Origin of the sequence: Sphingobium sp. EM0848, assembly GCF_013375555.1 — a bacterium.
In the GTDB taxonomy this organism is placed as follows: Bacteria; Pseudomonadota; Alphaproteobacteria; order Sphingomonadales; family Sphingomonadaceae; genus Sphingobium.
In genome coordinates, this window is record NZ_JABXWB010000001.1 from 1,528,739 (window position 1) to 1,547,894 (window position 19,156).

The 19,156-nt window shown below is 63.4% G+C and carries 24 protein-coding genes; 18 read left to right on the top strand and 6 right to left on the bottom strand.

What is annotated here, in order from left to right; genetic code table 11:
- Window positions 1-107 precede the first annotated feature (107 nt).
- From cobA to HUK73_RS07230, 6 genes are all read left to right on the top strand, one after another.
- The gene (cobA, locus tag HUK73_RS07205; protein WP_176591290.1) at window positions 108-899 is read left to right on the top strand and encodes a uroporphyrinogen-III C-methyltransferase; all 792 of its coding nucleotides are present in this window, start codon (window positions 108-110) and stop codon (window positions 897-899) included.
- Window positions 896-1,192 carry a DUF2849 domain-containing protein gene (locus tag HUK73_RS07210; RefSeq protein ID WP_176591291.1) on the top strand — a complete coding sequence of 99 codons (297 nt, stop codon included), beginning with the start codon at window positions 896-898 and terminating at the stop codon, window positions 1,190-1,192. Before cobA ends, HUK73_RS07210 begins: the two co-directional genes overlap by 4 nt.
- Before the next feature lie 2 nt (window positions 1,193-1,194).
- Window positions 1,195-2,826: a nitrite/sulfite reductase gene (locus HUK73_RS07215; protein WP_176591292.1), complete on the top strand. Its 1,632-nt coding sequence runs from the start codon at window positions 1,195-1,197 to the stop codon at window positions 2,824-2,826.
- Entirely contained in the window at window positions 2,819-3,259 is a 441-nt protein-coding gene (locus tag HUK73_RS07220) for a DUF934 domain-containing protein (RefSeq protein ID WP_176591293.1), read from the top strand. Before HUK73_RS07215 ends, HUK73_RS07220 begins: the two co-directional genes overlap by 8 nt.
- Window positions 3,252-4,043, top strand: a complete 792-nt coding sequence (locus HUK73_RS07225; RefSeq protein WP_176591294.1) for a phosphoadenylyl-sulfate reductase — start codon at window positions 3,252-3,254, stop codon at window positions 4,041-4,043. The genes HUK73_RS07220 and HUK73_RS07225 overlap by 8 nt, the downstream gene beginning before the upstream one ends.
- 64 nt (window positions 4,044-4,107) lie before the next feature.
- Window positions 4,108-4,500 (top strand): MAPEG family protein, encoded by a 393-nt coding sequence (locus HUK73_RS07230; RefSeq protein ID WP_176591295.1) that lies wholly within the window; start codon window positions 4,108-4,110, stop codon window positions 4,498-4,500.
- Between the two features lie 49 nt (window positions 4,501-4,549).
- On the opposite strand, the gene HUK73_RS07235 is transcribed toward HUK73_RS07230, so the two are convergent.
- Window positions 4,550-6,031 (bottom strand): replicative DNA helicase, encoded by a 1,482-nt coding sequence (locus tag HUK73_RS07235; protein ID WP_176591296.1) that lies wholly within the window; start codon window positions 6,029-6,031, stop codon window positions 4,550-4,552.
- A gap of 122 nt (window positions 6,032-6,153) precedes the next feature.
- Between HUK73_RS07235 and HUK73_RS07240 the strand changes: the two genes are divergently transcribed.
- Genes HUK73_RS07240 through HUK73_RS07260 form a run of 5 tightly spaced genes read left to right on the top strand, consistent with a single transcriptional unit; the run spans window position 6,154 to window position 9,210 of the window.
- Window positions 6,154-6,636 carry a UPF0262 family protein gene (locus HUK73_RS07240; RefSeq protein ID WP_100238442.1) on the top strand — a complete coding sequence of 161 codons (483 nt, stop codon included), beginning with the start codon at window positions 6,154-6,156 and terminating at the stop codon, window positions 6,634-6,636.
- Between the two features lie 32 nt (window positions 6,637-6,668).
- The gene (locus HUK73_RS07245; RefSeq protein ID WP_176591297.1) at window positions 6,669-7,334 is read left to right on the top strand and encodes a glycoside hydrolase family 25 protein; all 666 of its coding nucleotides are present in this window, start codon (window positions 6,669-6,671) and stop codon (window positions 7,332-7,334) included.
- Window positions 7,331-7,789: a cytidine deaminase gene (locus HUK73_RS07250; RefSeq protein WP_255326219.1), complete on the top strand. Its 459-nt coding sequence runs from the start codon at window positions 7,331-7,333 to the stop codon at window positions 7,787-7,789. The genes HUK73_RS07245 and HUK73_RS07250 overlap by 4 nt, the downstream gene beginning before the upstream one ends.
- A 6-nt stretch (window positions 7,790-7,795) precedes the next feature.
- Window positions 7,796-8,350 carry a dCTP deaminase gene (gene dcd, locus HUK73_RS07255; RefSeq protein WP_176591299.1) on the top strand — a complete coding sequence of 185 codons (555 nt, stop codon included), beginning with the start codon at window positions 7,796-7,798 and terminating at the stop codon, window positions 8,348-8,350.
- 44 nt (window positions 8,351-8,394) lie between these two features.
- On the top strand, window positions 8,395-9,210 hold the full coding sequence (locus tag HUK73_RS07260; RefSeq protein ID WP_176591300.1) for a metallophosphoesterase: 816 nt from the start codon (window positions 8,395-8,397) through the stop codon (window positions 9,208-9,210).
- Between the two features lies 1 nt (window position 9,211).
- On the opposite strand, the gene HUK73_RS07265 is transcribed toward HUK73_RS07260, so the two are convergent.
- On the bottom strand, window positions 9,212-9,907 hold the full coding sequence (locus HUK73_RS07265; RefSeq protein WP_176591301.1) for an anti-sigma factor: 696 nt from the start codon (window positions 9,905-9,907) through the stop codon (window positions 9,212-9,214).
- The gene (locus tag HUK73_RS07270) at window positions 9,904-10,392 is read right to left on the bottom strand and encodes an RNA polymerase sigma factor (RefSeq protein WP_176591302.1); all 489 of its coding nucleotides are present in this window, start codon (window positions 10,390-10,392) and stop codon (window positions 9,904-9,906) included. Before HUK73_RS07270 ends, HUK73_RS07265 begins: the two co-directional genes overlap by 4 nt.
- Window positions 10,393-10,484: 92 nt before the next feature.
- On the opposite strand from HUK73_RS07270, the gene HUK73_RS07275 reads away from it, so the two are divergent.
- The 3 genes from HUK73_RS07275 (at window position 10,485) to HUK73_RS07285 (ending at window position 13,211) form a co-directional block, all read left to right on the top strand.
- Window positions 10,485-11,780 carry a S8 family serine peptidase gene (locus HUK73_RS07275; RefSeq protein WP_176591303.1) on the top strand — a complete coding sequence of 432 codons (1,296 nt, stop codon included), beginning with the start codon at window positions 10,485-10,487 and terminating at the stop codon, window positions 11,778-11,780.
- Between the two features lie 99 nt (window positions 11,781-11,879).
- Complete coding sequence (locus tag HUK73_RS07280) at window positions 11,880-12,551, top strand: hypothetical protein (RefSeq protein ID WP_176591304.1); 672 nt, start codon at window positions 11,880-11,882, stop codon at window positions 12,549-12,551.
- 240 nt (window positions 12,552-12,791) lie between these two features.
- On the top strand, window positions 12,792-13,211 hold the full coding sequence (locus HUK73_RS07285) for a hypothetical protein (RefSeq protein WP_176591305.1): 420 nt from the start codon (window positions 12,792-12,794) through the stop codon (window positions 13,209-13,211).
- 80 nt (window positions 13,212-13,291) lie between these two features.
- Here HUK73_RS07285 and ctrA read toward each other — a convergent pair whose 3' ends face one another.
- Both ctrA and HUK73_RS07295 read right to left on the bottom strand, forming a co-directional pair.
- Window positions 13,292-13,999 (bottom strand): response regulator transcription factor CtrA, encoded by a 708-nt coding sequence (ctrA, locus tag HUK73_RS07290; RefSeq protein ID WP_176591306.1) that lies wholly within the window; start codon window positions 13,997-13,999, stop codon window positions 13,292-13,294.
- Window positions 14,000-14,208: 209 nt separating this feature from the next.
- Window positions 14,209-15,102, bottom strand: a complete 894-nt coding sequence (locus tag HUK73_RS07295; RefSeq protein WP_176591307.1) for a LysR family transcriptional regulator — start codon at window positions 15,100-15,102, stop codon at window positions 14,209-14,211.
- Between the two features lie 124 nt (window positions 15,103-15,226).
- Between HUK73_RS07295 and HUK73_RS07300 the strand changes: the two genes are divergently transcribed.
- The 4 genes from HUK73_RS07300 to HUK73_RS07315 all read left to right on the top strand — a co-directional run bounded on the left by HUK73_RS07300 (window position 15,227) and on the right by HUK73_RS07315 (window position 18,140).
- Window positions 15,227-15,946, top strand: coding sequence for a pirin family protein (locus tag HUK73_RS07300; protein WP_176591308.1), 720 nt, complete (start codon window positions 15,227-15,229; stop codon window positions 15,944-15,946).
- Window positions 15,947-16,068: 122 nt separating this feature from the next.
- Window positions 16,069-16,668 carry an NAD(P)H:quinone oxidoreductase gene (wrbA, locus tag HUK73_RS07305; protein ID WP_176591309.1) on the top strand — a complete coding sequence of 200 codons (600 nt, stop codon included), beginning with the start codon at window positions 16,069-16,071 and terminating at the stop codon, window positions 16,666-16,668.
- A 156-nt stretch (window positions 16,669-16,824) separates the two neighbouring features.
- Window positions 16,825-17,280: a carboxymuconolactone decarboxylase family protein gene (locus HUK73_RS07310; protein WP_176591310.1), complete on the top strand. Its 456-nt coding sequence runs from the start codon at window positions 16,825-16,827 to the stop codon at window positions 17,278-17,280.
- Entirely contained in the window at window positions 17,280-18,140 is an 861-nt protein-coding gene (locus tag HUK73_RS07315; protein WP_176591311.1) for a sigma-70 family RNA polymerase sigma factor, read from the top strand. Before HUK73_RS07310 ends, HUK73_RS07315 begins: the two co-directional genes overlap by 1 nt.
- Window positions 18,141-18,142: 2 nt before the next feature.
- Here HUK73_RS07315 and HUK73_RS07320 read toward each other — a convergent pair whose 3' ends face one another.
- The gene (locus HUK73_RS07320) at window positions 18,143-19,105 is read right to left on the bottom strand and encodes an acyltransferase family protein (RefSeq protein ID WP_176591312.1); all 963 of its coding nucleotides are present in this window, start codon (window positions 19,103-19,105) and stop codon (window positions 18,143-18,145) included.
- Window positions 19,106-19,156: the final 51 nt, after the last annotated feature.

Below are 19,156 nucleotides of genomic sequence, written 5' to 3' on the forward strand. Positions count from 1 at the left end.
CGCAGGCCGGGATGACGGAGATTAAATAACCGCCCCCCAAATTTTCCTACGCGCCGGGCAAAGCATTCTGAATTGAAACCATTGCCCGCTTTCGCCATTTGCCCAGCATGGCTGAAACTGCACCTGCCACTGTCTATCTTGTCGGCGCGGGTCCGGGCGATCCGGAACTGCTGACGCTGCGCGCGGCGCGCCTGATCGGCGCGGCCGAGGTGATCGTGCATGACGGGCTGGTGTCGGCCGAGATATTGGCGCTGGCTCCGGCGGATGCGGAGCTCGTCTCCGTTGCCAAGCAGCGCAGCCGCCATAGCGTGCCGCAGGACGGGATCAACGCCCTGATCGTCAAACTAGCATTGGCCGGGCGCTCGGTCGTGCGGTTGAAAGGCGGCGACCCCTTCATTTTCGGGCGCGGTGGTGAGGAAATGGAAGCCTGCCGGGCTGCTGGCGTGCCGGTCGAAATCGTGCCGGGGATCAGCGCCGCCATCGGCAGCGCAGCGCAGGCTCAGCTCCCTCTCACCCATCGCGACGCCGCCAGTGCGGTGAGCTTCGTCGCGGGCCAGTGCAAGGGGCTGACGGATCAGGACTGGTCGGGACTGGCGGGCGCGGGTCGGACGCTCATTATCTATATGGGCGTGGCGACGGCGGCGGACATTGCCGACAAACTGATCGCCGATGGCGTGTCGCCCGGCATTCCGGTGGCGGTGCTGGAGAATGGCACGCGCGCCGACATGCGGACCTTGCGCACCCTGCTCGCCGATCTGGGCGACATGGTGGCGCGGGAGAATGTGAAGAGCCCGGCGCTGATCGTCGTCGGGGATGTGGCGGCCTATGCGCTAGCGCAGGATGTGCTGCTTCCATATCGGGATTTGATACCGTCAGAGAGCGGGAAAAGGGTAGAATGAAGATTTTGACCGGGAATGATCTGTCGTCGGGTGATGTCATCTGGTGGGCGGGCGATGGCTGGTCGCGGCAGGTCGGCTACTCCGTCGACGTGGGCGACAAGGGCGATGAACTGGCTCGCGCCGAGGAAGCCGCGCTGCGCGTCGTGGGCGCCTATGTGATCGACGCAACTGTCGATGAAGACGGCGTGCGTCCCGCGCATATCAAGGACCGTATCCGCGCTCTGGGGCCGACCGTGCGCCCCGACCTAACGCTGAAACCGAATGATGCCGATGCCGGCAACTGGGTGATCTGACCATGTATCGTTACGACAGCTACGACCAATCCATCGTCGACGCCCGCGTCGAGGAATTTCGCGACCAGGTGCAACGCCGCCTGGCCGGGCATCTGACCGAGGATCAGTTCAAGCCGCTGCGGCTGATGAACGGCCTCTACCTCCAGCTGCACGCCTATATGCTGCGCGTCGCCATCCCCTATGGCACGCTGTCGGGCAAGCAGATGCGCAAGCTGGGCGAGATCGCGGCCAAGTACGACAAGGGCTATGGCCATTTCACCACGCGCCAGAACCTGCAATATAACTGGATCAAGCTGGCCGATGCGCCGGATATCCTGGCCGAGCTGGCGACGGTCGAGATGCATGCCATCCAGACCAGCGGCAACTGCATCCGCAATATCTCGTCCGATCAATATGCGGGCGTGTCGGCGGATGAAGTGACCGATCCGCGCCCCTGGGCGGAGCTGCTGCGCCAATGGTCGACCTTCCACCCGGAATTCACCTATCTGCCGCGCAAGTTCAAGATCGCGGTGATCGCCAGCGAGGATGACCGTTCGGCCATGCGGCTGCACGATATCGGCCTGAAGCTGGTGTCGCGTGATGGACAGATCGGGGCGGAAGTCTATGCCGGTGGCGGCATGGGCCGCACGCCGATGGTTGCGCCGCGAATCAAGGACTTCGTGCCAGAAGATGAGATTGTTTCTTATCTGGAGGCCTGCCTGCGCGTCTACAACCGCTACGGCCGGCGCGACAACAAATATAAGGCGCGGATCAAGATCCTCGTCCATGAACTGGGCGTCGAGGAATATAAGCGTCAGGTCGAGGAAGAGTATGCGCATATGAAGCAGCTCGGCCTCAACCCGCCGACCGAGGAGCTGGACCGCATCCGGCCCTTTTTCGCGAACCCCGCTTATGAGGCGGGTCTGAGCGACGATCTCGATCGCACCGATCCGGCCTTTGCCCTGTGGGTCGACCGTCAGGTCGCGGCGCACAAGCAGCCGGGCTATGCCATCGTCAACATCAGCCTGAAGCCGCGCGGCGGCATTCCGGGCGACGCTTCGGCGGAGCAGATCGAGTTGGCGGCGGCCCTTGCCGAAACCTATTCGTTCGACGAACTGCGCGTGACCCATGCGCAGAACCTCGTCCTGCCGCATGTAAAGAAGGCCGATCTCTACGCCATCTGGCAGAAGCTGGATGAGGCCGGGCTGGCGGAGGCCAATCTGGACCTGATCACCGACATCATCGCCTGCCCCGGCCTCGACTATTGCAGCCTTGCCAATGCGCGGTCGATCCCGCTGGCGCAGAAGCTGTCGGAGCGTTTTGCTTCAGCCGAGCGGCAGAAGGATCTGGGCGAGCTGAAGGTGAAGATTTCGGGCTGCATCAACGCCTGCGGCCATCACCATGCCGGTCATATCGGCGTGCTGGGCGTGGACCGGAAGGGCGTGGAGAATTTCCAGCTCTCGCTCGGCGGATCGGGCGCGGAGGATGCCGCCGTGGGCCAGATCACCGGCCCCGGCTTCTCGGAGGACGGCGTGGTCGACGCCATCGAGAAGGTCACGGACCTCTATCTTTCGCAACGGGAGGAAGGCGAACGCTTCCTCGACACCTATCGCCGTCTTGGCATGAAACCCTTCAAGGAGGCGATCTATGGTTGAGTTCCTGTCCTTCCGCGAAAGCGAAGCCGCCCAGGAACCGGCCGTGACGGTCGAATCCTTCACCGGCCAGTCCAACTCGACCGCCGTGCGGATCGAAGCAGGCGAGGATGCTCGGGAATTGCTGCCCTATCTCGACCGGCTGTCGCTGGTTGAGGTGAACTTCCCCGCCTATGGCGACGGGCGCGGCTATTCGGCGGCGCGGATTCTGCGCGAAGCCGGATATGAGGGCGAACTGCGCGCCGTGGGTGATGTGCTGGTGGACCAGCTCAATGCCATGCGCCGCTGCGGTTTCGACACGTTCCGGCCCGACAAGGCGCTGGACGATGCCGCCGTGGAGCGCGCCCTCAATCGTTATGCCGACGTCTATCAAAAGACCGTCGATGGCCGCCGCCCGGTGTGGGCGAAACGGCACCCGGAGACTGTGAATGGCTGAACCTGCCCGTCAGTTGGACGTCATCGACGCCCGCCCTGCCTTCATCCAGGCCGATGCGGACGCGCTCAACGCGCGTTTCGAAGGCGTCGACACGCTGTCGATGCTGAAGACCGTCTTTGCCGAAGGACTGGCGGGAAATGTCGCGGTCGTGTCATCCTTCGGTACGGAAAGCGCGGTGCTGCTGTCGCTGATCGCCAAGGCGGACAAGACGGTGCCGGTGATCTTCGTCGATACGCTCAAGATGTTTCGCGAAACGCTGGACTATCGCGAAACCCTGATCAACACGCTGGGCTTTACCGACAGCCGGGCCGTGGTGCCCAATGCCGAAGTGCTGGCGAAGAAGGACGAAACGGGCCTGCGCTGGTCCTATGATCCCGACGGCTGCTGCGAAATCCGCAAGGTGGAGCCGATGGCCCGCGCCAAGGAAGGCCTCGACGCCTGGATTTCGGGGCGCAAGGCGTTCCAGTCGGTGACGCGGCAGAACCTGCCCCGCTTCGAGATCGAAAATGGCCGGTTGAAGATCAATCCGCTGGGCGATTGGACCAAGGACGATCTGGAAGCCTATTTCGAGGCGGAAAATCTGCCGCGCCATCCGCTGGAGGCGCAGGGTTATCTGTCGATCGGCTGCGAACCCTGCACGTCCAAGGTGCTGCCGGGCGAAGACCCACGCGCCGGGCGCTGGCGCGGGTGGGACAAGGTGGAGTGCGGGATTCACTCGCCGGTGACGCCGATCCCCTCGCCTGCCGCCGATCCGGACGATCCGGCCAACCAGCCAGTATTCTGATTTCCCTCACCCCTCCTATCACGATAGGTTGCCGGCGATGGGTGACTGAAGAGGGAGACAGGATATGGCCGTTGAGCTGAAGATATTGGCATGGAGCTGCGTGCTGCTGCTGATCCACATTTTTGCGGCGACGCATATCAAGACCCGGCAATATGGCGTCAAGTGGAACATGGGCGCGCGCGATGAGGCCTTGCCGCCCCTTGATCCCGTGGGTGGCCGGCTGGTTCGGGCACAGGGGAATTTCCTGGAAACCTATCCGATTGCGATCATCACGCTGCTGGGCGTGGTGATTGCCGGGAAAACCAGCGGGATGACGGCCTTTGGCGGCTGGCTCTGGCTGGGTGCGCGGGCCATTTACCTGCCGCTCTACGGCATGGGCGTGCCGATGGTGCGGACCCTGGTCTATGCGGCCAGCATGGTCGGGCTGGCGCTGGTATTTCAGGCTTTTATGGGGTGAGCGAAACCCTTGATCCTCCCCCTCTTTCGATGGGGAGGATCAGGCGGACTTACTCATAATCGTCGAGATAACTGCCTTCCGCGAGGTCGGAGAAGCGCGTGATCTTAGCGTCGAACTTCATACGGATGCGGCCGGTGGAACCGTGGCGCTGTTTCGCCACGATCACTTCGGCCAGGCCGTAGATGCGCTCCATTTCCTGCGCCCATTCGAGATGTTCGGGGCTTTCCTTGTTCCCCGGCTCCTTGGCGGCGACATAATAATCCTCACGGAACACGAACCAGACCATATCCGCGTCCTGCTCGATCGAGCCGGATTCACGCAGATCGGACAGTTGCGGACGCTTGTCCTCGCGCTGCTCCACCGCACGGCTGAGCTGCGACAATGCCAGAACCGGACAGTTAAGTTCCTTCGCCAAGGTCTTCAAACCACGCGAAATTTCCGAAATTTCGTTGACGCGATTGTCGCCCTTGCCGGTGCCCTGAAGCAGCTGAAGATAATCGACCACCACGAAGCCGATATCATGGCGACGCTTCAACCGCCGGGCGCGGGTCCGTAGAGCCGCGATGGTCAGGCCCGGCGTATCGTCGATGAACAGCGGCAGTTCCTGCAATTCCCGCGCCGCGCGGGAAAGGTTCTGGAAGTCGGCACGGCTGATCTTGCCCATGCGCAACGCTTCGCCGCTGATGCCCGACTGTTCGGCCAATACGCGGGTGGCAAGCTGGTCGGCGGACATTTCGAGGCTGAAGAACGCCGTCTTGGCGCCCATATTCTTTTCCGGCGGGATGCCGTCACCATGGTCCCGCAACCAGCGGGAGGCCGCATTATAGGCGATATTGGTGGCGAGCGAGGTCTTGCCCATGCCCGGACGACCCGCAAGGATCATCAAGTCCGAATTGTGCATACCACCGATTTTCTCATTGAGGCTGTTGATGCCGGTGGTGATACCCGACACATGGCCGCCGCTGTTGAGCGCGCGTTCGGCGACCTGAACCGCCATGGTGGTGGCGGTGGCAAAGCTCTTGACCGAACCGGTTTCGCCCTCCCCTTCGGACACTTTATAGAGCGCGACTTCCGCCTGCTCGATCTGCTCGCGGGGATTCACATCCTCGCTGGTATCCAGAGCATTTTCAACCAGTTCCCGTCCGACATGAACAAGCTGCCGCAACAGGGCCAGGTCGTAAATCTGCGTCGCAAAGTCCCGCGCACCAAGCAGCGCCGCACCATTGCCGGTCAGCTGCGCCAGATAGCCCGCGCCGCCCAGTTCCTTGAGCGCAGGGTCCTGCTCCAGCATGGGCTTGAGCGTCACGGGGTTCGCGACCATGTCGCGCTCCACCAGCTTCATCACGAATTCGTAGATGCGGCCGTGCAGCGGTTCGAAGAAATGCTCCGGCTTGAGCTTCAACTGCACATCTTCGGCGATGCGGTTGTCGATCATCAGCGCGCCCAGCAGCGCGGCCTCCGCCTCGACATTGCGGGGGAGTTCAGGGGTGCCAGCTTCTGCGGCGGCATTCATTTGTACAAGTTCGACCATTGCCCCCTCATCGCTTCGCGCATCGCCCCTTGCAAGGCTGAACGTTGAAAGCATTTGGAAAAGCTGTGGACAACAGTCCCCCTTGCTTTTCGGCGCGCGGCACCGCACTGACCATAACGTCCATGGCCGATCCGCGCATCATCGATATCACGCTCGACGAGCGGACGATTCTCTGGCGCAATGCCGATGTCGAGCAGGAACGGCGCATCGCCATTTTCGACCTGCTGGAGGATAATTATTTCGAACCGCAGCGGGTTCATGAGGACGGTTATACCGGCCCCTACAAGGTGCTGCTGCGGGTCGAGGAAGGCCGGCTGGTCATCGAAATCCGGCGGGAGAATGGCGATCCGCTGGAGGCCATCATTCTGAGCCTGGGCCGGTTCCGCCGCCCGATCCGGGATTATTTCGCCATTTGCGACAGCTATTATCAGGCGATCAGCAATGCATCGCCGCAGCAGATCGAGACGGTGGACATGGCGCGCCGCGGCATCCACAATGCCGCCGCCGAGACGCTGATCGAGCGGCTGGAGGGAAAGATCAAGGTCGATTTCGATACGGCCCGGCGTCTCTTCACGCTGATCTGCGTTCTGCACATCAAGGGGTAAGGGGCATCCGTATCAATAGTGTCGGCCAGTTATTGGCCCGTTTCTGCGTGGTTTTTGCTGTTCTGGGCCTGTTGTCTCTGGGCGCGTGGCTCTATGCCCGCGACTGGGCGCCGACACGGGAGACATTCCCGACCCAGGGCGTGTCGGTGTCGTCGGACAATGGCACCATCGAATGGGGCACGCTGGCGGCGCAGGGAGCCGATTTCGCCTATATTCGCGCGGCCAGCGGCGGGCATTTCCGCGACCCGGCGTTCGAAACCAATTGGGAAGGCGCACGGGCGGCGGGGATGCGTTATGGCGCGTCGCTCGACTTCAGCCTGTGCGCGAAGGCCTCCGACCAAGCGACCGGCTTCATGGCCATGGTGCCGCGCGACAATGCCGCCCTGCCGCCGATGATCCGGCTGGCGTTCGCGCCGGGTTGCCGGGTCCGGCCGGGACAGGATGCGGTGTTGTCGGAACTGAACACGCTGATCAATCTGATCGAAAGCCATTCGGGCACGCCTGTCGTGCTGAACGTCAGCGACGATTTCGACGCGCAATATGGCATTGCCTCCGGCATCAACCGGACATTGTGGCTGGACCGCAACTTCTTCCCGCCCGATAGCGAAAAGCGCAAATGGGTGATGTGGACAGCCAGCGATATGCGGCATATCGACGGCATCGACGGTCCCGTCAGATGGAGTGTGATGCCGCAATGAGTGCGACGGACAAGCTGATCGAGGCGGCGCGCGGGGCGATGAGGCATGCCCATGCCCCCTATAGCCGCTTTGCCGTGGGCGCTGCGGTGCGGCTGACCGACGGGCAAATCGTGACCGGCTGCAATTTTGAGAATGCGAGCTATGGGCTGTCGCTCTGCGCGGAAACCGTGGCGTTGGCGGCGGCGAACGCGCAGGGCCGCTTCGCCGATGTGGAGGCGATCGCAGTGGTGGGCGGCGCGATGGACGCCGATGGGTCGGTAAGCGGCGCGGCCATCGTCACCCCCTGCGGCCGGTGCCGTCAGATCATGAACGAAGCCGAACAAATGGCCGGGCGGACGCTTTCCATCTATTGCGCGGCGCCCGAAGGAGACGCGGTGGTCGAACATAGCGTCGCTGAACTATTGCCTCATGCCTTCGGTCCTGCCGATCTGGGCATCATCCCAAGAAAGAGCTGAACAGCCATGTCGATATTGTCGGATAAGTGGATTCGTGAACAGGCCCAGACCCATGGCATGATCGAGCCGTTCGTGGAGAGCCAGCGGCGCGACGGCTGCATCAGCTATGGCCTGTCATCCTACGGCTATGACGCGCGGGTCGCGGACGAGTTCAAAATCTTCACCAATGTCGACAGCGCCGTGGTGGACCCCAAGAATTTCGCCGCGAACAGCTTCGTCGACCGCAAGACCGACTGCTGCATCATCCCGCCCAACAGCTTTGCCCTCGCCCGCACGGTCGAATATTTCCGGGTGCCGCGCGACGTGCTGGTGATCTGCCTTGGCAAGTCGACCTATGCGCGTTGCGGCATCATCGTGAACGTCACCCCGCTGGAGCCGGGCTGGGAAGGCCATGTGACGCTGGAATTTTCCAACACCACGCCGCTGCCCGCCAAAATCTACGCCAATGAGGGGGCGTGCCAGTTCCTGTTCCTGAAGGGCAATGAGCCGTGCGAGACGAGCTATGCCGACCGCGCCGGTAAATATATGGGGCAGCAGGGCGTGACATTGCCCCGCCTGTAAGGGCGTGCGACACTGGCGGGCATGATGTGGGAGCCTTGCCCGCCATGCTGATGCCCTTTCGCCGTCGCAAAGCTTCGGACCACGGGCCGCCGCCCAGCGTTGGCGAGGATGTGCGCGTCTATGCGATCGGCGACATTCACGGGCGCGACGATCTGTTCGCCGAATTGCTGGAGAAGATCGCGCGGGATGAGGCGGATCGCCCGCCTTTACCCCGACTGCTGATCCTGCTGGGCGATCTGGTGGATCGCGGGCCGCAATCGGCGCAAGTGGTGGAGCGAGCGATGAAACTGGCGCAATCGGGCCAGAATATCCGCTTCATCAAGGGCAATCATGAGGAAATGTTCATCGCGGCTGCGCGTGGCGAAGCGCAGGCGGCGCATTTCTTCCGGCGGTTCGGCGGAGTCGAGACGCTGGCCAGCTATGGGCTGTCGCCCGATGACAGCAGCGCGATGAGCGACGCGGCGCTGGCCCAGTGGATGCTGACCCATATCCCGCGCGGCCCGATCGATTTTCTGGATGATTTCCCCGATATGCTGACAATCGGCGACTATCTCTTCGTCCATGCCGGAGTCAGGCCGCGCATCGCGCTGGACGCGCAGATACCGGCCGATCTGCGCTGGATCAGGGGCGATTTCCTGAACCACCGGCGACGCTTCGGCAAGATGATCGTCCATGGCCACAGCATCAGCGAGGATGTGGACATCCAGTCCAACCGGATCGGCATCGACACCGGCGCCTTTCGCAGCGGCAAGCTGACCGCCATCGGGCTTGAACAGGGCCAGCGATGGTTTCTGCAAACCGGCGCCGATGGGGAACAGCATGTTTCGCCCGCTATCGACCCGATCCGCAGCGCTTCCTGACCTATTGCCACTTTCCTTCTTTGGCCGCCTTTTCCCGCGCCGCATCGGCCGGCGCGCCTGCCATCAGCGCATCGATCGTCGCCATGATGCGCGCATCGCCGGACGAAGCCTGACGATAGGCCGTGCCCTGCCCTGCGCCCGGCACCAATTGCTGCACCTGCCAGCCCTGCCCTTCGCGACAGGCGACGCCCGCCACCGCCTGTCCTTCGAAGCTGCGGCACCAGCCGCCGCCCTTGCGCTGGAAGCTGAGGCCGATGCGAATCGCCGCGCCGTCCTGAGCCGAGGCCAGTTGCGTGTCGAGCGCAGAGGCCAGCTCGCCTTGGGCAACCATCGCGCCATTATTGACCGCGACCGGCCCGCTGGGACCGCGCAACTGATGACCAATGCCCAGACCCAGCACCAGACTCGCGGCAATCGCGCCGCCAATCCCCCAATTCTGCCAACGCGGTGCAGCGGGACGGGTGAGCGGCACCAGCTTCGCATTCTCCTCCAGCAATGCGCGCATCGCGGGCGGCACCTGCTCCGCCTCGACCGGCGCATAATGGCCCGACAAACGATCGCGCAGACGCCTGTGCATCTCCAGACGCTCCGCCAGCGCGGGGTCTTCCGCCACTGCGCGATCCACGCGCCGCCGCGTCACTTCATCCAGTTCGCCATCGACCCAGGCGATCAACATGGCTTCATCGATATCCGTCATGCCGCTTCCCCCAGAATTTCGATCAGCGCCCCGCGCCCGCGCACCAGCCGCGAGGTCAGCGTGCCCATGGGAATGCCCAGCACATCCGCCGCTTCCTTGTAGGACAACCCCTCCACCAGCACGAGCGCAATGGCTTCGCGCTGCTCGTCAGGCAAGGCCTGCATGGCCCGGTCGACGTCGGAGAGCATGACATGCGCCTCCACATCGCGGTCGCCGGCATAACCGACATGCTCGCCCGCTTCTTCCGGCGCGAAAGTCCGGGCGGCGCGCTGCCGCGAGCGGCCCTCGTCGATCCAGAGATTGCGCATGATCCGATACATCCAGCTATCCAGTCTCGTTCCCGGCTGCCATTGATCGCGCGCCCGCAGCGCCTTTTCCAGGGCCGCCTGACACAGGTCGTCGCCATCGGCACGATCCCGCGACAGGCTGGCGGCGAAGCGCCGCAGCCGGGGCAGGATCGCCAACAGATCGCTTTCGAACGACATCCGGTCTCCATTTTCTGTCCGTTGGGGATGAAACGACCGCCAACCACCGTTTCATCCCTGACAGCCAATCATGTATCGGAAATTTTTTCGCGATGAATCATTTTGAGAGCGAAAGGACCGGAAAAGGAACCGGTGGCAGAGAGGTGGAGATGAAGTTCGCGCATCCCTGGATCGTTGCTGGCCTGCTGTTGACCGCGCCGGGCGCGCAGGCGCAATTGCTGCGCTCACCCGGCGAAGCGTTGGGGCAGGTTGGCGGGGTGGTGCCCGGCCTTCTCGACCGGGTTGAAGGGACATTGGATCGGACGGGCCTTTCCCCTGCCCGGCTGGCCGACAGGCTGGTCGCGGCGCGAACTGCCCGGATCGGGGATTTGCTGCAACGGCATGGGGAGTCGATCGAGCTGGACGACCGGCGCGAACCGGCAAGGCGGGGCGTGATCCTGCTGACCGGCGCCGGGGAGCCGAGTATCAAGGCCCTGCAATCGGCGGGCTATGGCGTGGAAACGCAAGCGGTCGAAGGGCTGGACCTCAGCGTCACACGGCTCACTGTGCCCAAGGGGCAAAGTCTCCCGCGCGCCCTGAAACAGGTGCGAACCATCGCCCCGGAAGCGGAGGCGAGCGCGGACAATCTCTATTTCCCCAGCGGAGCCGGACTGGCAGTGGCAACGACCGTCCTGGCGGAAGGAAGCCCGGTTCGGGGCCGAAGCGCAGGACTGATCGACGGTGGCGTCGCAAAACATCCGACGTTGAGCGGCCCGGTCGAACAACAGGGCTTTGCACGTGGTGCGCCCCGCGCCAGCGCGCATGGAACGGCGGTGGCCTCGCTTATCAGCGGAACCGGGATGGTGCGCGGCGCTGCGCCCGGCGTGCCGCTGCTGGTCGCCGATGTCTATGGCGACGATCCGGCGGGCGGCGGCGCCTTTGCGATTGCGCGGGCGCTGGGCTGGATGGCGGCGCGCGGTGCGAGCGTGGTGACGGTCAGCCTGGTGGGACCGGACAATCCGCTGTTGGCGGGGGCGATCCGGCTGGCGCGGGACAAGGGCGTGACGGTGGTGGCGGCGGTCGGCAATGACGGTCCGGCGGCGCCCCCGGCCTATCCCGCCTCCTATCCCGACGTCATCGCCGTGACGGGCATCGATGGCCATGGTCGGCCACTGCCGGAGGCCGGGCGAGCGCGGCATGTCGATTTCGCCGCGCCGGGAGCGGACATGAACGCCGCCAGAGCGGAGGGTGGTAAGGGACGCGTGCGGGGCACCAGCTTTGCCGCGCCGCTGGTGGCCGGGCGACTGTTCGCCACCGGCGGCCTGAACGCCCTGCGGATGGAAGCGAAGCCCGGCGGCAAGGCGTTAGGAAAGGGCATTATCTGCGGATCTTGCAGGAATATCGATTGAATTTCAGTGTGTTGAAAATTTTTTTGGCATCTCGGGATTAAATCGATCGGCCGTCCCGTTGTCCCTTCATCGGATCGACAACGAACAAGGAGACGATCGATGAAGATGAAGTTCTTTCTTGCTACCGCCGCTCTTGCCGCTCTGACGGCCGCCCCCGCTTCGGCTCAGCTGCTGGGCGGCGGCGGTGGCGGCATGCTGGGCGGCGGACTGGGTGGCGCTACAGGCTCGCTGGGCGGCACCCTTGGCGGTTCGGGCGGGATAGGCCTTGACCGCAGCATCGACCTTGAGAACGGCCATGTCGGCGCCAGCGGATCGGGCCATGGCAACGCCAACGGCGCGGCCAGCGGATCGGTCAGCCGTCACGGCAAAAATCATGGCGGCAGCGCATCGGGTTCGGCCAACGGGTCTGCCAGCGGTAGCCTGACTGCGGATACGCTGGGCACCAGCGATGTCCGGAACGCCGTCGGCGGCGCGCGGGACCAGGTGAGCAACACCGCAGGTACGGCGCGGGATCGGGCGACGACGGCGGCCGGCAATGTCCGCGACCGGGCCGGAGCAGCGGCGAACGCTACGCGGGACCGCGCCACCGATGCAGCGAGCCGGACGCGCTCGGCAGCAGGGAGCGCCGCAGGCAGCGCGGCGGGGTCCGCGAACGGCCTTGCCAATAGCGCAGGCAGCGCGGCCTCGATCAACGCCAGCGGCCAGCTTTCCGGCAGCGGTCAGGCATCGGGCCAAAGCCAATCTTCCTCTTCGGACCAGGCGGCCAACTAACCCCCCGCAGCCGGCTTTCAGCCCGCTTGCCGCCTGACCGGAAAGGCTGGCGATCCCATCGGATCGCCAGCCTTTCTGGAATTCGGCACAATATAAACAGGTTAGGCTGATCCGCCTTCCCATGCCCGGACAAAGCAGCTAAATTGGCTCCATAACAGGGCCCGGCGGGTGTAAGAAGCTGTACGGGACAAGGTCGCCACGGTGCTCGCCACACCATAAATGAAGAGCTGCGGGACAGGCATGTCCGATTTCGATCCCGATTTCCTCTCCAAACGGCTCTACGACCGGAAGCGCAGACTGCTGAAGGCGCGCATGCGTCATCCCCGCCATGGGGAAGTCGAGATATTGGTCCGTGATGTATCGGAACGCGGTCTGGGCGGGCGGTGCGAGTTGGACCTTGCGGTGGGCGACAACGTGATCATAGGCTTGCCCGACTGCGCACCCACGGAAGGTCGGATTGCCTGGCGCAAGGGACAGGCTTTCGGCGTTCAACTCGACGCCCCGATCAACCCCGAAACGGTCAAAAGCCCCGCCCCCGGCGAACGCCCGGTCGAAGCGGGCTATCAGGTGCCCACCCATTTCCGCGCATCGATCGAAACGAAAAGGCCCGGCTTCCGGACACGTACCCCGGGGATCGACACGAAGACCAAGTGGAGTTGAGATAGAAATACAAAAGAAAAGACCGGCGTCCCCCCGGACCGCCGGCCTTTCCATCCCCTTTGACAGGTGCGTCAGACGCGTCAGGCGACCTTGGTCGCCAGTTCTTCCGCCTCGTCCGGATCGCGCAGGACATAACCGCGACCCCATACTGTCTCGATATAATTTTCGCCGCCGCAGGCCAGCGCCAGCTTCTTGCGCAGCTTGCAGATGAAGACGTCGATGATCTTGAGTTCCGGCTCGTCCATCCCGCCATAAAGATGGTTCAGGAACATTTCCTTGGTCAGCGTCGTGCCCTTGCGGAGCGAGAGCAGCTCCAGCATCGCATATTCCTTGCCGGTCAGATGGACGCGATTGCTGTCCACTTCGACGGTCTTCGCATCAAGGTTGACCGAAAGCTTCCCGGTGCGGATGACCGACTGCGAATGACCCTTCGATCGGCGCACCACGGCATGGATGCGGGCGATCAGTTCCTCGCGGTGGAAAGGCTTGGTCACATAATCGTCGGCGCCGAAGCCGAAGGAGCGGACCTTGCTGTCCATCTCCGCAATGCCCGACAGGATCAGCACCGGCGTCTGCACCTTGGCGGCGCGGAGCTTCTTGAGCACGTCATAACCGTGCATGTCCGGCAGGTTGAGATCCAGGCAGATGATGTCGTAGTCATACAGTTTGCCGAGGTCGAGACCCTCTTCGCCAAGGTCGGTCGTGTAGACGTTGAACCCCTCGGTCGTGAGCATCAGCTCGATCGCCTTGGCGGTTGTCGGTTCGTCTTCGATTAGCAGCACGCGCATGTGAAGCCCCTTTGCGTAGCAGTCCCGTTCACCCCCAGAGAACGGTCTCCGCTCCAATTCATTAACCAAAAAACTTCTGAAGGACAAAGGTTAATTTTTAGATAACCCAGGGATTCCAGCGAGTCGCGTGATTTTGAATCACTTTAAGATGTTTTTGAGTCGAAATGATTCAGATGGAGTCAAGATAGATTCAGATTCGAAACAATCCGTCAGCAGCTATGATGACTCGTCAGGAAATCCAGCACCGCATCGACGCGCGCCGGCCGCAGGCGCGAAGGCGGCGTGACCAGATGGATGCCAAGGGGGCGCGGCCGCCAGTCGACGAGAATCTCTTCCAGCTCGCCTGACGCAAGCCCTTCGCCAACGATGAAGTCAGGCAATCGCGCAATGCCGACTCCCGCACGCAAAGCGGGCAGCATCGCCTCCCCGCTGTTCACCGTGATGCGGCCGCGTACCTGCACCACGACATTCTGCTGGCCAGGACCGGAAAAGCGCCAGACGTCCGGCGTGGCCATATTGGCGTAGCAGAGGCAATCATGGCTGCCGAGATCGCTGGGGTGCATCGGGCGTCCACGCTCCGCCAGATAGGCGGGTGAGGCGACAACATACATGGTGACGTCAGCCAACCGCCGGGCGCGCAGCGAACTGTCGGGCATGTCGGCAATGCGAATGGTCGCGTCCAGTCCCATTTCGACCAGATCGATGCGGGCGTCGGACAAATGCAGGTCGATGTCGACCTGCGGATGCTGCCTGGTGAACTCCGCGATCAGCGGCGCGACGCGGAGCAGACCGAAGGTCATGGGCGCGCCCAGCCGGACTGTGCCGGACAATTCCGCTGTTTCGTCGCGGGCAGCCTCCTCCGCCGCCTGTCCCTCGGACAGGATGCGGGCGGCATGATCGGCCAGCCGCTTGCCGCTTTCGGTGAGCGTCAGACGGCGGCTGGTGCGGCTGAACAGGCTGGTGTCGAGATGCTGTTCCAGACGGGTCACCGCCTTGGACACGGTGGCCTTGGAAACACTGAGCGCCTTGGCGGCGTCGGTGAAGCTGCGATGTTCGGCCACAGCGGCGAACATCGCCCAGGCCTCAAAATCAGGAAGACGCATAAGGAAACAATCCGTTTCAATGCTGCTTATTCACGAAACGATCCTGATCGCTAGATTGTCGGAAAGCAAGCCGGAAGCTCCTGTGTGGGGAGTTGGCGGCAAGATATTCGAAAGGCATCAGCATATGAGTACGACAGTCGGGAGCCGCATCGAGCGCCGTCCTTTCGCCTCGCTCGGCCATGCCGACCATGGCTGGCTGAATGCGCGGCATCATTTTTCCTTCGCGGACTATCATGATCCCGCCCGGCTGCACTGGGGTGCGATCCGGGTCTGGAACGACGATGAAATCGGCCCGCGCACCGGCTTCCCACCGCATCCCCATGTCGACATGGAAATCATCACCTATGTCCGCAAGGGCGCGATCACCCATCAGGACAGCCTGGGCAACAAGGGCCGTACCGAGGCCGGCGACGTTCAGGTGATGAGCGCCGGCAGTGGCATCCGCCATTCCGAATATAATCTGGAGGATGAGACGACGACGCTCTTCCAGATCTGGGTCATTCCGCGCAGCCGGGGCGGCCAGCCGAGTTGGGGCGCCAAGCCTTTTCCCAAGGGCGACCGTTCCGGCAAGCTGGTGGTGCTGGCAAGCGGCTATGATGACGACAGGGAAGCGCTGCGCATCCGCGCCGACGCCCGCCTGCTGGGCGGAACCGTCAGGGCGGGTGAGAGCGTCACCTACGACAGCGCCGAAGGACGTCACCTCTATCTGGTTCCGGCGACGGGACGGATCGAGATTGACGGGCAGATTTTCGAGGCGCGCGACGGCGCCGCGATCATCGGCGGCACGCCCATTACCATCAGGGCGATTGAGGACACCGAAATCGTCTTGGTGGACAGCGAATAAGGCCCCGTCCCCTCCGGGGCCGAAAGGCCGCCCGCCCATTCTCCCCTCCCTTGCAGGCGGGCGGCGAAATTTTTTCGAAACCTTTTATCGATCAATGCATTAACCCGCGATTGGAGACACTCATGGCTAAGGTTCTCGTTCTCTATTATTCCTCTTACGGACACATCGAAGCCATGGCGAAGGCCGTGGCGGAAGGCGCTGCCGCTGCCGGCGCGCAGGTCGACATCAAGCGCGTGCCCGAAACCGCACCGCTGGAAGTCGCACAGGCCGCTCATTTCAAGCTGGACCAGGAAGCGCCGATCGCAACGGTCGCGGACCTGGCCGACTATGATGCGATCATCGTCGGCACGGGCACCCGCTTCGGCCGCATGTCCAGCCAGATGGCGGCGTTCCTCGATCAGGCCGGCGGCCTCTGGATGCGCGGTGCGCTGAACGGCAAGGTCGGCGGCGCCTTCACCTCGACGGCCAGCCAGCATGGCGGACAGGAAACCACGCTTTTCTCGATCATCACCAACCTGCTGCATTTCGGCATGGTGATCGTCGGTCTTGATTACGGCTTCACCGCGCAGATGGGCGTGGACAAGGTGCGCGGCGGTGCGCCCTATGGCGCGACCACCATCGCGGACGGCGACGGCAGCCGCCAGCCCGGTGAAGAGGAACTGGAAGGTGCCCGTTATCAGGGCCGCAGGATCGCGGAAACAGCGCTCAAACTGCACGGTTAAGAAGTTGTTGAGCCTTGGGTCGCGAGGCATCAACGTCAGGGGGAGCCGACGCCTGAACTGCGCGCCGGCTCCTTTTTTTATTTTTTCGCGCCTCATGTCACAACGGCCGATCCCGCCTCGTCATAGCAGCACAACCCACAAGGAAAGGTGCTGACCATGACTGCCAAATTCGATCCCTTTGCCGCCGCGCCCCAGTTGATGAAGAGCTGGTTCGCCACTTCCAATGCCGTCAATGACAGCCTGGAACCGAGCCTGATCGAACTGGTGAAGATCCGCTCCTCGCAGATCAATCAGTGCGCCAACTGCATCAACATGCACACGGCCGATGCCCGCGCGCAGGGTGAGACGGAGCAGCGCATCTATCTGCTGTCGGCCTGGCGGGAGGCACCGTGCTATACGTCGCGCGAACGAGCGGCGCTGGCATGGACGGAGGCCTTGACGCGGCTTTCCGAAGGGCACAGCCATGAGGCGGCGCATGAGGCGCTTGCGGCCGAGTTTTCGGAGGAAGAACAGGTGAAGCTGACGCTGATGATCAATGTCATCAATGGCTGGAACCGCATCGCGGTCGGCTTCGGCCTCTGGTACGAAACCCCCGCCAAGGCAGCGGCCTGATGGCGCAGGGGACGCATCTGGACGCGGCGGAGAGCTTCGACCCGCTGCGTCCCCGCCTTACCCGCGTCGCTTATCGGATGCTCGGGTCCGTCGCCGATGCCGAGGACGCGGTGCAGGAAGCCTTCATCCGCTGGATGGGTGCGGACCGTGATGCCGTGCGCGAGCCGGAGGCCTATCTGCGGCGGACGGTAACGCGGCTCTGCCTCGATCAGCTCAAATCCGCCCGGCATCAACGGGAAACCTATGTCGGGCCATGGCTGCCCGATCCGGTGGTCGAGGATGTCGAGGAGGAGGAGGATGTGACGCTGCCGCTGATGCTTGCGCTGGAACGGCTCTCGCCCTTGGAGCGCGCGGCATTTCTTCTGCATGATGTGTTCGGCGTTGGCTTTGAGGAAATCGCGGCGACGGTCGATCGCGATCCGGCGGCCTGCCGGCAACTGGCGGCGCGAGCGCGGACCCATGTTCGGGAAGAACGGCCTCGCTACAGGCTGGAAAAACAGCGCGGACTGGAGATCGCCAACGCCTTTTTCGCGGCTTCGCGCAGCGGCGACATGACGACGCTGGGCGCGATGCTGGCGCAGGATGTCAGCATGCACAGCGATGGCGGCGGCAAGCGGCCCGCGGCGATCGTTCCGGTGCTGGGCTATGGCCAGGTCATGCAGGTGCACAAGGCGCTGGCGGTGCTGTTCGGCAAATATGGATCGACGCTGGTGCGCGTGGGATTGATCAACGGCCTGCCCGGCTTCGTGACGCGTGAGGCGGACGGTGAGCTCCAGACGACGGCGCTTGATATCGAGGATGGACGCGTCACCGGCATTTACGTGGTGCGGAACCCCGACAAGCTGCGCCACCTGCATTGACGTCAGAGGAAGATACGGCGCGCTCCGGGCACGGATCGGATCAGATGATAAGCGGCGAGCGGCAGGAACAACGCCAGCATCAGCAGCCACGGCTTGCTCCAATAGGGCGAGAGATAGTGGATCACCGCGACATGCAGATACATGATCACCAGTGACGCGCGCCCGATCGCCGCAATCCAGCCGCCAAAGGACGCAATCCGCACCGAAACACGGAACAGCAGGAAACTGCTCGCGACCGCCGAACCGATGGAAAGCAGCGGCCAGCCATAATCGGCCACCTTCATATTGAGCGTCGGCAGCAACGCCAGCAGGCCCGCCAGCGACAGAAGGGCAAGCGGCGCCAGCATCCATCTTCGCCAGATCACGAGCTGCCACGCGGCGCCGATCCAGAGCAGCACGAACGCCATGGGCACGGTCAGCAGGCCGAGCGGCGACAGGCTGGTGCACCGGCCCACCCCATAGGCGAGCAACAGACAGGGCAGCAGCACCCAGCCCCATCGCCGGTCAAGCGGGTCGGGCCACCGCGCCAGCACCATGTTGAACAGGATGCGCGCCATCATCAGGCAGGGCACGAACCAGAAAATCGTGAAAGGCCCGCGCAACCATGAACCGCCCAGCAGGATCGGCAACACATCCTTCGGCCAGTCATGGAAGATCGGCCGCCCGCCCTTCATCGTCTCGATGATCTGATCCGCCACGATCAACAGAATCAGGAATGCCGCATAGGGCCGCATCTGCGAAACCAGTTGCCGCCGAGTGAAATGCGCCACCGGCTGCGGCCGGGTCAGCAGCCCCGACAACAGGAAGAACAGCGGCATGTGGAAGCTGTACATCGCATCACGCAGCGTCCCCCGCGTCCACACATGGCCGATGACGACGGCGATGATGCCGATGCCGCGCGCGACATCGATCCATTCCAGCCGCCCACCGCCCGGCGGGTGCGTCTCATGCCCCCTGTTCTCCATAAGCACGACGCCCTATAGGAAGCCGCACGCGCGTCAATCGCCTCCCTGAAT